The organism is Micromonospora sp. RTP1Z1, from assembly GCF_033804685.1.
Classification (GTDB): domain Bacteria; phylum Actinomycetota; class Actinomycetes; order Mycobacteriales; family Micromonosporaceae; genus Micromonospora.
In genome coordinates this window covers 141,208-151,452 of record NZ_JAPFQV010000005.1, presented here as the reverse complement: position 1 = coordinate 151,452, position 10,245 = coordinate 141,208, and the positions used below count along the sequence as shown (strand labels likewise).

General features: G+C 73.3%; 10 protein-coding genes. 4 read left to right on the top strand and 6 right to left on the bottom strand.

Features of this window, described 5'->3' with window-relative positions; translation table 11 throughout:
• From SLP03_RS04770 to SLP03_RS04755, 4 genes are all read right to left on the bottom strand, one after another.
• Nucleotides 1-174: zf-TFIIB domain-containing protein (locus tag SLP03_RS04770; protein WP_319459281.1), on the bottom strand; the 174-nt coding region annotated here is incomplete at its 3' end.
• A 23-nt stretch (nucleotides 175-197) separates the two neighbouring features.
• A complete protein-coding gene (locus tag SLP03_RS04765; protein WP_319459272.1) occupies nucleotides 198-830 on the bottom strand; it encodes a phosphoribosyltransferase in 633 nt (210 codons plus the stop codon).
• 57 nt (nucleotides 831-887) lie between these two features.
• The gene (locus SLP03_RS04760) at nucleotides 888-2,195 is read right to left on the bottom strand and encodes a glycosyltransferase family 87 protein (RefSeq protein ID WP_319459271.1); all 1,308 of its coding nucleotides are present in this window, start codon (nucleotides 2,193-2,195) and stop codon (nucleotides 888-890) included.
• A 33-nt stretch (nucleotides 2,196-2,228) separates the two neighbouring features.
• On the bottom strand, nucleotides 2,229-4,778 hold the full coding sequence (locus SLP03_RS04755; RefSeq protein ID WP_319459270.1) for a bifunctional diguanylate cyclase/phosphodiesterase: 2,550 nt from the start codon (nucleotides 4,776-4,778) through the stop codon (nucleotides 2,229-2,231).
• A 502-nt stretch (nucleotides 4,779-5,280) separates the two neighbouring features.
• On the opposite strand from SLP03_RS04755, the gene moaC reads away from it, so the two are divergent.
• Genes moaC through SLP03_RS04735 form a run of 4 tightly spaced genes read left to right on the top strand, consistent with a single transcriptional unit; the run spans nucleotide 5,281 to nucleotide 7,964 of the window.
• Nucleotides 5,281-5,772, top strand: coding sequence for a cyclic pyranopterin monophosphate synthase MoaC (gene moaC, locus SLP03_RS04750; RefSeq protein ID WP_319459269.1), 492 nt, complete (start codon nucleotides 5,281-5,283; stop codon nucleotides 5,770-5,772).
• On the top strand, nucleotides 5,769-6,239 hold the full coding sequence (locus SLP03_RS04745; protein ID WP_319459268.1) for a MogA/MoaB family molybdenum cofactor biosynthesis protein: 471 nt from the start codon (nucleotides 5,769-5,771) through the stop codon (nucleotides 6,237-6,239). Before moaC ends, SLP03_RS04745 begins: the two co-directional genes overlap by 4 nt.
• A 37-nt stretch (nucleotides 6,240-6,276) precedes the next feature.
• Entirely contained in the window at nucleotides 6,277-7,536 is a 1,260-nt protein-coding gene (locus SLP03_RS04740) for a molybdopterin molybdotransferase MoeA (RefSeq protein WP_319459267.1), read from the top strand.
• A complete protein-coding gene (locus SLP03_RS04735; protein WP_319459266.1) occupies nucleotides 7,530-7,964 on the top strand; it encodes a molybdenum cofactor biosynthesis protein MoaE in 435 nt (144 codons plus the stop codon). Before SLP03_RS04740 ends, SLP03_RS04735 begins: the two co-directional genes overlap by 7 nt.
• Nucleotides 7,965-7,976: 12 nt before the next feature.
• On the opposite strand, the gene SLP03_RS04730 is transcribed toward SLP03_RS04735, so the two are convergent.
• Together SLP03_RS04730 and SLP03_RS04725 are read right to left on the bottom strand one after the other, a co-directional pair.
• Nucleotides 7,977-9,422 (bottom strand): glycosyltransferase 87 family protein, encoded by a 1,446-nt coding sequence (locus SLP03_RS04730; RefSeq protein WP_319459265.1) that lies wholly within the window; start codon nucleotides 9,420-9,422, stop codon nucleotides 7,977-7,979.
• A gap of 204 nt (nucleotides 9,423-9,626) precedes the next feature.
• Complete coding sequence (locus tag SLP03_RS04725; RefSeq protein WP_319459264.1) at nucleotides 9,627-10,175, bottom strand: DoxX family protein; 549 nt, start codon at nucleotides 10,173-10,175, stop codon at nucleotides 9,627-9,629.
• Between the last annotated feature and the right edge of the window lie 70 nt (nucleotides 10,176-10,245).

Genomic DNA, 10,245 nt, shown 5'->3' with positions numbered 1-10,245 from the left:
CGCCTGCGCGGGGGCGGTGTGCTGCTGGTTCCAGTTCGCCTCGGCCTCGAAGAGCTTCTCGAGTTCACCGCGGTCGAGGAAGATGCCGCGGCACTCGCCGCACTGGTCGATGATGACGCCGCTGCGCTCGTACTGGCGCATGTCTCCGTGGCACTTCGGGCAGGTGAGCTGCATGCCATCGAAGGTACCCGGTGGAATCACGCCGTGGCGGTCAGCATCTGCGCCACCTCGTCGTCGGAGACCTCGTGGAAGTCGTCGTAGTACGCGCCGACCGCGCCGAAGTCCGGCGGGGTCTGGACGCAGACCACCTGGTCGGCCTCGGCGACCAGCATCTCGTACGCCTGCTCGGAGCCGACCGGGACGGCGACGACCACCCGGCTGGCGCCCAGGTGTCGGGCGACCTGCACGGCGGCGCGCGCGGTGGCCCCGGTGGCCAGGCCGTCGTCGACGATGACCGCGGTGCGCCCGCGCAGGTCCAACGGGGGCCGGCCGGCGCGGTAGCGGCTCTCCCGCCGGTCCAGTTCGGCCTGCTCCCGCTGTCGCACCTCGGCCCGGTCGCTCTCGCTCAGCCCGCCGGCGATGCTCTCGTTGAGCACCTCCACCCCGTCGGGGCCGAGCGCGCCGTAGGCGAGCTCGGGCGCCCAGGGCATGCCGAGCTTGCGGACCACCAGCACGTCCAGCGGCGCGCCGAGCCGCTGCGCGACCAACCGGGCCACCGGGACACCGCCGCGGACCAGCCCGAGGACGATGACGTCCGGCTGCCCGGCGAGTTCGCTGAGTCGGTCGGCGAGCACCTCGGCGGCCTCGGTCCGGTCGCGATACGTGGTCATGTCCTCAGGTCTACGCCCTGCCGGCGTCCTCCGCCCGGCACTTGCCGGGAAATCCGGTCAGCGGGCAGCCGCCGGGCTGTCGGCGGCCCGGGTCGCGGCGAGCGCGAGCGCGGGGGCCCAGACCAGCAGGGCCAGCGGGTAGAGCAGGTAGCCGAAGCGGGTCGACGGCATCAGCAGGATCGCGGCGAGCAGCCCGTACCCGCCGATCAGCGCGGTGGCGGCGGCGGTGCGCGGCGGACGGCGGACGAGCCGGACGGCGATCGCCACCCCGACCGCCACCAGCAGCGCGGCGGCGAGCACCCGGCCGGCGGGCAGCAGGGTGGCGATCAGGTGGCCGGGGAACGGGGACTGCGCGGGACTGGTCACCAGCCCGTGTCCGAGCGGGAAGCGCAGCACGTTCTCCACCAGGGCGTCCCGGTCGACCAGCAGGGCGGGCAGGAGCGCGGCCACCGGCAGCCCGACCGCGCCGAGGGCGGTGCGGACGCCGGCCCGGCGGGTGGCCGCCCAGAAGATCAGGACGGCCGCGACCGGCCAGGCGAAGAGCTTCAGCGCGCCGGCCACCCCCACCGCGAGGCCGGCCCGGCCGGGCCGGTCGGCGGCGGCGAACGCGAGGGCCAGCAGGCAGAGCGCGAGTACGGGCAGGTCGTCACCGCCGGTGGCGAGGGTGAGCGCGCAGACCGGCAGCACGGTGGCCGCCTGTACGCCGCGCAGCACGGCGGCGTCCCGGCGGCCCGGCGCCGGAGCGGGCCGGCCACGCAGGGTGCCCACGGCCAGGGCGAGCACCAGCGCGGTGACCAGGGCGAACCAGACCCGCGAGTCGGTCCACCAGGCGTCGACGGCCGCCCGGGGCAGCCCGAACAGCGCCATTCCCGGCTGGTACGGGGTGTAGCCGAGCAACTGCTCGGCGGGGGGCAGCGAGGCGATCGCGTCATGTCCGAGGTAGGGGGTGCCGTGTTCGGCGAGCCGGGCCCCGGCGTGCTCGACGACGACCACCTCCTCCTGCGCCCGGTCGGTACGCCCCGCCGCCCGCTGGATGCTCAGCACCGCCAGCGGCAGCAGCGTCGCGGTGGCCCACGCGAAGGCGGTCACCGCCGCGCGAACGGCGAGCCCGGTGGCAGCGGCGTCGGGCCGGTGCCGCCGGACCAGGAGCTGGCCGGTCACCGCGAGCGCCGCCACCAGGTAGCCACCGGCGGCGATCGCCCCCCAGGCGCGGTGCGGCGCGAGGGTGGAGGTGGCGGCGGTGACTGCGGCGAAGGCCGCCGACACCGCGTACAGACCGAGGTCGAGGGCGAGGCCGCCGGCGGCGGAGTCCAGGGCCGGCCAGTGCCGGCGGCTGCGGAACGTCCGTTGGAGGGTGGCGGTCACGCCGGCCAGTCTCGCAGACGGTGGCCGCCCGGGTCAGCGCCGCCGGGGCTCGTCGGCGGTCTGGCCAGGGATGGTCGGGGCACCGGACGGCCGGCCGCGACCGGCCTGGCGGCGGCCGGGCAGGCGGATCACCGCGCCCGCGTCGTGCAGCGGGGGCGCCAGGGTGCCCGGCCGCCCGCCCGCGCCGCGCTGGAGGGCGGCGAGCAGCGAGCCGGTCGGCAGCGGCCGGGCGAAGAGGTGGCCCTGCCCGGCCGCGCAGCCCAGCTCCCAGAGCGCCCGCCGCTGCGGCTCGCTCTCCACGCCCTCGGCGACCACGGCCAGGTCGAGGCTGCGGCCCAGGTCCAGGGTGGACCGGATCACTGCGGCGGCCTCGGCCGAGGTCTCCATCGCGGTCACGAAGCTGCGGTCGATCTTCAGCTCGTGCACCGGGATGCGGGAGAGCAGGGAGAGCGATGAGTAGCCGGTGCCGAAGTCGTCGAGGGCGAGCCGGACGCCCGAGTCGCGCAGCCGGCTGAGCACCCGGTCGACCACGTCGAGCTGGCTGAGCGTCAGCGTCTCGGTCAGCTCCAGCACCAGCCGGTCGGGTGGCAGGTCGTGCGCCCGCAGCCGGGCCAGCACGGCCCCGGGGAAGCGGGCGTCGAGCAGGCTCCGTGGCGAGACGTTCACCGACACCGGCAGGTCGAAGCCGGCGGCGCGCCAACTGCCCGCCGCGATCAGCGCCTGGTCAAGGATCGCCTCCGCGAACGCGGGCAGCAGGCCGGAGCGTTCGACCGCCTCCAGGAAGCGAAGCGGATCGATGATGCCGTGGGTGGGGTGGTGCCAGCGGGCCAGCGCCTCCGCGCCGGTGACCTCGCCGCTGCCCAGGTCGACGATCGGCTGGAAGTTGACGGTGAACTCGTGGTCGGCCACCGCCCGGGGTAGCTCACCACCGAGGGTGAGCCGGCCGAGGTCGGCGGTGTCCCGGGTCGGCGCGTACGTGGAGATCCGCTGGCCGGCCCGCTTGGCCTGGTACATCGCCACGTCGGCGCGGCGCAGCAGCTCGGTCATCCCGCCGGTGGCCGGCGCGACGGCGATACCGCCGCTGGCCTCCACGCTGATCCGCATGCCGTCCAGGTCGAGCGGCTCGTGCAGGGCCGCCAGCAGGGCCTCCGCGCGGTGCGCGGCGACCGCCGGGGCCGGCAGCCCCCGCAGCAGTACGGCGAACTCGTCCCCGCCGAGCCGGGCCACCAGGTCGCCGGGGCGGGTGGCCCCACGCACCCGGTCGGCGACCTGCATCAACACCCGGTCCCCGGCGCCGTGCCCGAGCGTGTCGTTGACCTCCTTGAAGTGGTTGAGGTCGATCAGCACCAGCGCGGTCACTCCGTCGGCGTGCCGGTTGGTGAGCTGCTCGGTGCCCTCGTCCAGCAGTTGGCGCCGGTTGGCCAGCCCGGTCAGGGCGTCGTGCGCGGCGGCGTGCGCGTGCTCCTCGGCGATCCGGGCCAGCTCGGCGTACGCCTGCGCGTTGCGGACCGCGGTGCAGAGCGCGGAGGCGAACGTACGCAGCGTGTACTGCTCCCGCTCGGAGAGCTCGACCGGGCCGGCGAACCGCAGCCGCAGCACGCCCACATCGACGGACCGGTCGTGCCCCTCCAGCGGGACCGGAACCACCGTCCCGTCGACCGTGCTCGGCTCGCCGGTCGGTCCGTCGTACCGGATGGCAGCACCAGTGCCACGGATGGTGCGACCGGCGTCGCGCAGTTCGATTTCGACCTCGTCAGCGGAGAACAGTTCGGCTGCCTGGGTGACGGCGGTGGTCAACACCTCGTCGAGGTTGACGACGTTGAGCGCGTCGGTGGTTCGGGCGAGTCGCTGCCAGGCCTGCTGTTCGGTGCGGGTGCGGATCCGGGTGGAGTAGGCCAGGTGCAGGCTCAGCACAAGTGGAGGAACGGCGAGCAGCAGCCGGGTGTCCGCTCGGAGAATGACGAGCGTGCTCACGGCGACGACGAAGCGCACGCCGTATCCGGCTAGGCGGAGATCCAGGTTGCTACGGAACTGTCGGGAAATCTTCGTGCCCGAAGCCAGCGCGATGACCGGGATGGGGAGAACCTCGTCGATCGTCGCGGCGACGAGATAGGCGACGGCGAGCAGCGACGCCGTGCGGAGTGGAGCCATGGGTTGCCAAGTCCAGTGCACCAGCGCCAGCGCTGATCCGGCTCCCCACGCCACCAGGATGTTCTTGCCGACGCCGAACGCGAGCTTCATCGCAGGCAGCCGGTACGACGCGATTGCGATGCCCGCGCCGGTGCAGAGCACCACCCAGGGGGTCGGTGCGATGGCCACCCCGATCACGATGGCCGTTTCGGTCCAGCTGATGAGGTGGCTGGTGGACCTGATCCGTATCCGCGCCTTGACGAAGTGGCCGACGGCGATCATGAAGATGAGCATCACGAGGGTCGCGATGTCGTAGCTGGTGTGGGGTGCGGCGGACGTGAAGATCAGGCGAACGGAGGCCAGCGCGACGATCGAGGCAGCAACGACGACGAGACCGACGAGCAGCCGGAGCCGTCGTTCGGTCTCATTCTCGCGTCGCCTGGAAAGTGCCACTCCGCTCCCGGCTGACTACCGCGCCTGTAGTCGGACCGTACACTCCGTCGGCCGGTAAGTCCCGTGCCGATGTCAGCCCCATTCGTTGCCGCGCATGTCGACTGCCCTCCGCCCTGCTTGTCGGATGCATTTCCTTGGCGTTTTGGCTACCTGAATGAAAAGCAGCTTAAGTGAGATAACGCCTAGTACGTGAGGATAAATGTCGGTATCCTCAACATTAGGGAATCCTGCGACCATTCGTCACAGCCTGTCCACGACATGAGTGCGGAGAGCGCCTGTTGCATCCCTTTCTGTATCCGCTCGGCTGCGGAACGCTGTGGTGCTGAGTTGGGTGTTCGGCGGGCTTGCTCGGCTATCAGTCTGCCGGGTGCCTTACGGCCGCTCATCCATACTTCAGTTCGACTGTCGGAACGGATCAGGGGAAGTGCGCCGGAACACGAATCTGCGGCGCTCCTCCCGAGGATCGCGGCACGCGTCGTACCCGAAAGATAGGCTCGCGGCCGTGACCGAACCCGCGCAGCTCACCCACGTCGACCCGGCCGGCGCGGCCCGGATGGTCGACGTCTCCGCCAAGCCGGTCTCGGGTCGGCTCGCCGTCGCGGCCGGCCGGCTCCGCACCACCGCCGAGGTGGTCGACCTGCTGCGCCGCGACGGCCTGCCCAAGGGCGACGCGCTCGCCGTCGGGCGGTTGGCCGGCATCATGGGCGCCAAGCGCACCCCCGACCTGATCCCGCTCTGCCACCCCATCGCCCTGCACGGGGTCACCGTCGACCTGCGGCTGACCGGCGACACGGTGGAGATCACCGCCACCGCGAGGACCGCCGACCGGACCGGGGTCGAGATGGAGGCGCTGACCGCGGTGGCCGTCGCCGGCCTCGCCCTGGTCGACATGGTCAAGGCCGTCGACCCGGCGGCCAGCGTGGACGCGGTCCGGGTGCTCCGCAAGGAAGGCGGCAAGACCGGCGAGTGGGTTCGGCCGGAGGACCGGCCGTGATCCGGGCCCGGGTGGTGGTCGCCTCCAACCGGGCGGCCGCCGGGGTCTACGCCGACACCAGCGGTCCGATGCTCGTCGTCGGCCTGCGTGAGCTGGGCTGTCAGGTCGACGAGCCGGTCGTGGTGCCGGACGGCGACCCGGTCGGCGAGGCGCTGCGCGCGGCCCGGGCCGACGGCGTCGACGTGGTGGTGACCAGCGGCGGGACCGGCATCACCCCGACCGATCGGACGCCGGACGTGACCCGGGCCCTGCTGGACTACGAGATCCCCGGCATCGCCGAGGCCATCCGGGCGCACAGCCGGGACCGGGTCCCCACCTCCGCGCTCTCCCGCGCGGTCGCCGGCGTGGCGGGTCAGATGCTCGTGGTCAACCTGCCCGGCTCGACCGGCGGCGCGAAGGACGGGCTCGCCGTGCTCGGGCCGATCCTCCGCCACGCCGTCGACCAGCTGCGCGGCGGCGACCACTGACGGCGCGCGCCCGCCGCCCCGGCGATAGGCTCGCCGGATGAGCACGGAAACCGCAGCCGCGGCGGCCCAGGTCGCCGCGCCGCCGCCGGCCGGCTGGGAGGAGGCCCGCTCCCGGGTGTACGCGGTCGGCCTCGCCGCCGCGCTGCCCGCGGTCAACCGGCCGCTCGCCGGCATCGACGGCCACACCCTCGCCGAGCCGCTGACCACCCGGACGGACCTGCCTGCGTTCCCGACCTCCAGCGTGGACGGCTGGGCGGTGCGCGGAGACGGTCCGTGGGAGGTCGTGGGGCGGGTGCTCGCGGGGAACACCCCGTCGCCGCTGGCCGCCGACGGCACCACCGTCGAGATCGCCACCGGCGCGATGGTCCCGGCGGGGACCACCGCGATCCTGCGGATCGAGGAGTCCACCCGGACCGCCGACCGCCGGGTCGCGGGCACGCCCCGGCCCGTGGCGGAGTGGCGCGAGCCGGGCGAGGAGGCGTACGCCGGGGAGGAACTGCTCCCGGCCGGCACCCCGGTCGACCCGGCGTTGATCGGGCTGGCCGCCTCCTGCGGTTACGACACCCTCCGGGTCCGCCGGCAGCCACGCGCCGCGCTGCTGGTCTTTGGTGACGAGCTGCTGACCTCCGGTCCGCCGGCCGCCGGCCGGGTCCGGGACGCCCTCGGCCCGGCGGTGCCCGCCTGGCTGCGCCGGTACGGCTGCCAGGTCCGCCCGGCCGACGTGGTCGGTCCGGTGGCGGACACCCTCCCCGCCCACGTGGCCGCCGTGCGCGCGGCCCTCGCCAACGCCGACCTGGTCTGCACGACCGGTGGCACCATGCACGGGCCGGTCGACCACCTGCACCCGACGCTGGAGGCGCTGGGCGCCGACTACGTCGTCAACACCGTCGCGGTCCGCCCCGGCTTCCCGATGCTGCTGGCCCGGCTGGTCGACGCGGACGGCCGGGTGCGGTTCGTCGCCGGCCTGCCCGGCAACCCGCAGTCCGCCATCGTCGCGCTGGTCTCGCTGGTCGCGCCGCTGCTCGCCGGCCTCCAGGGGCGACCGATGCCGGCGCTGCCGCACGCCACCCTCGCCGAACCGGTCCCCGGCCGGGGCGACCACACCCATCTCGCCCTGGTCCGGCTGGACCGGGCCGCCGGCACCGCCCATCCGGTACGCCACGTCGGCTCGGCGATGCTGCGCGGCCTGGCCGGCGCGGACGGCTTCGCGGTCATCCGCCCCGGCACCAGCGGCGAGGCCGGGGCGCGGGTGCCGGTCGTACCGCTGCCGCTGACCCCCGGAGAGCGGACATGGTGAGCCCGGCCGGGACCATCGCCCACGGCGCCGTCACCGAGCAGCCGCTCGACCTCGCCGCCCACGAGGCCGCGGTCGCCGACCGGCGGGCCGGCGCGGTGGTCTCCTTCCAGGGGGTGGTCCGCGACCACGACCACGGCCGCCCGGTGACCAGCCTCGAGTACGAGGGCCACCCCAGCGCCGAGACCGTGCTACGCGAGGTCGCCGCCGAGATCGCCGCCGACCCGGACGTCTACGCGGTGGCCGTCTCGCACCGGATCGGTCCGCTGGAGATCGGCGACGTGGCCCTCGTCGCGGCGGTCAGCACCGCCCACCGGGCCGCCGCGTTCGCGGCCTGCGCCCGCCTCGTCGACGAGGTGAAGGCGCGACTGCCGATCTGGAAGCGGCAGGTCTTCGCCGACGGCACCGAGGAGTGGGTGAACTGCCCCTGACCGGCGGGACGGTCAGCGGCGGCCGGTGAGCTGGGCGGCCCGGGCCAGCCGGTCGTGGTAGAACGCCGGTTCCGCGCCCGGCCGCCAGGGCAGCGCTGCGACCAGCACGATCAGGGCGATCGCCAGGGAGTTCTCCATCAGCGCGCCGAACAGGCCGTCCTGGTAGTGCGACACCTCGGGGAGTTGGTGCTCGTACGGCCAGATGGGCGAGATCACGAAGAGCAGGTAGAGCCCGATCGCGGCCACGGCGTGCCGCAACCCGGTGAGCGTCGGGTACCAGATCGGCGGGCGCAGCGCGGTGACCCCCGGCACGCCACCGGCGGCCGACGGAGTGCTGGTTCGGGGCAGCAGGCCACGGCTCGCCTCGTGGCGGCGGACCGCGGCATCGGCCAGCACGATGATCGCCGGGATGACCCAGACCAGGTGGTGCGACCAGGAGATCGGGCTGATCACGTTGGCGGTGAGCCCGACCAGGGTGAACGCGGTCAGTTCGTCGCCGTCGGCCCGGGCGGCGACGGCCCGGGACAGTCCGAGGGCCAGGATCAGCACCGAGAAGGCCAGCCAGAGCAGGCCGGGCGTCTCGATCGAGTCGTAGAGCCGGGCCAGCAGGCCGGCAAGTGACTGGTTGGGGGTCATGTCCGCCGCGCCGACCCGTTCGGTCTGCCAGAGCACGCTGCCGAAGTACGTCCGTGACTCCTGGCCGACCAGCGCGAACGTCCCGAGGGTCACGCCGATCGTGGTGCCGACCGCGGTGAGCGCGGCCCGCCACTGGCGGGTGATCATCAGGTAGGCGATGAAGAGCGCGGGTGTCAGCTTGACCGCGGTGGCCAGGCCGATGCCGGCGCCGGCCCAGGCGCCGCTGTAGACGAAGCGGGCCAGCGCCGAATCGGCGCTGTCGTAGTGGGTGCCCCGCTTCGCCCGCCAGCGCAGGCCGACCAGGTCCGCCATGATCAGGGCGAAGAGCAGCAGGTTGACCTGGCCGTAGCCGACGGTCTCCCGGGCCGGCTCGATGGCGACGGCCATCGGCGTGGCGATACCGACGGTGAACCAGAGCGACCAGCCCAGCCGGTCGACGATCGGGCGCAGCAGCGCAGCCAGGACGACCGCCAGCGCGCCGATGCTGCCCAGCGCGTTGAGCCAGCCGGCGGCGTCGACCGGCAGCCAGGACATCGGCAGCATCACCAGGCCGGCGAAGGGCGGGTAGGTGAAACCCAGGGTCGTCGAGGGTGCGATGAAGTCGTACAGCTCGTTGCCGCTCGCCCACCACACCACGGCGCCGTGGTAGATCTTCATGTCGAAGAAGTTGTACGGCCGCCCGAACGTGCCGATGGCAAGCCATGCGGCGTAGGCGACGGCGGCCACGATGCCGGTCCGTACTACTGTCCTGCGATCGATCCCACGGGTCACGCGGTGGACTGGGGCGAGGCGGTCCATTCGTCTACCGACGGTCGCCGGCATGGCGTGGCCACCCCCGTACCAAGATCGTCCTACCCGTCCAGGTCCCGCACGGAGCCTAGAACGGCGCCTCACGTTGTTGCCTCCCGCGTTATGCGACCGTGTCCGATCCCACACATGTTTTTGACATTTCCACCGCGTTAACGGGTGTCTGGTGGTTCAGGTAATTCGCGGCCTTGCGGGGGGTGATGGCCGTATCGATGCAGGTCAGCCCGGAAGTCGCCGGGCGGTGGCCGCCGAGCGTACGGCGATCTTCGCCTCCCGACGGGCGGTCCGGACGGCCCGCTGCATCGACCGTCGGGAGTGGCCGATCCGGTGACCGGCGCGCCAGCGCAGCCCCGGCTTGCCCTCGGTGTCCGCGGCGGCGAGCACCAGCCCACCGACGATCCCGAGGTTCTTCAGGAAATGAACCAGGTGATTGTTCCGCGCCGTGGGGTCGTCCTGGTTCCAGAACGGATGGCCTGCCGCGGTCACCGGCACCAGGGTCCCGGCGAGGACCAGCGCGGCCGGGCGGCTGAACTTGCCGGTGGCCAGCATCAGGCCGCCGATGAACTGCGTGGCCGCATTGACCCGGACCAGCGTCTCGGCGTCGGTCGGGAACCGGGGGTGGACGTTCTTCTGGATCAGCGGGGCGATCCGGTCGGTCACCGGCTTGGCGATCGGGACCAGGAGACCGGGGTTCTGGAAGTTGCGGGCGCCGCTGACCACGAAGACTCCGCTCAACATGACACGGGCGAGGGAGCGCACTGGCTTCATGGATCAGTCATACCCCGTGTCGGTGCCCGTTATCCCGGCAACACCCGAAAGGGATCGGCCGACGTGGACG

Excerpts from the sequence above, each read along its gene's own strand:
- SLP03_RS04765 (WP_319459272.1), bottom strand. The coding sequence starts at position 830 with ATGACCACGTATCGCGACCGGACCGAGGCCGCCGAGGTGCTCGCCGAC.
- SLP03_RS04740 (WP_319459267.1), top strand. The coding sequence starts at position 6,277 with ATGAGCACGGAAACCGCAGCCGCGGCGGCCCAGGTCGCCGCGCCGCCG.
- SLP03_RS04735 (WP_319459266.1), top strand. The coding sequence starts at position 7,530 with ATGGTGAGCCCGGCCGGGACCATCGCCCACGGCGCCGTCACCGAGCAG.
- SLP03_RS04730 (WP_319459265.1), bottom strand. The coding sequence starts at position 9,422 with ATGCCGGCGACCGTCGGTAGACGAATGGACCGCCTCGCCCCAGTCCAC.
- SLP03_RS04725 (WP_319459264.1), bottom strand. The coding sequence starts at position 10,175 with ATGAAGCCAGTGCGCTCCCTCGCCCGTGTCATGTTGAGCGGAGTCTTC.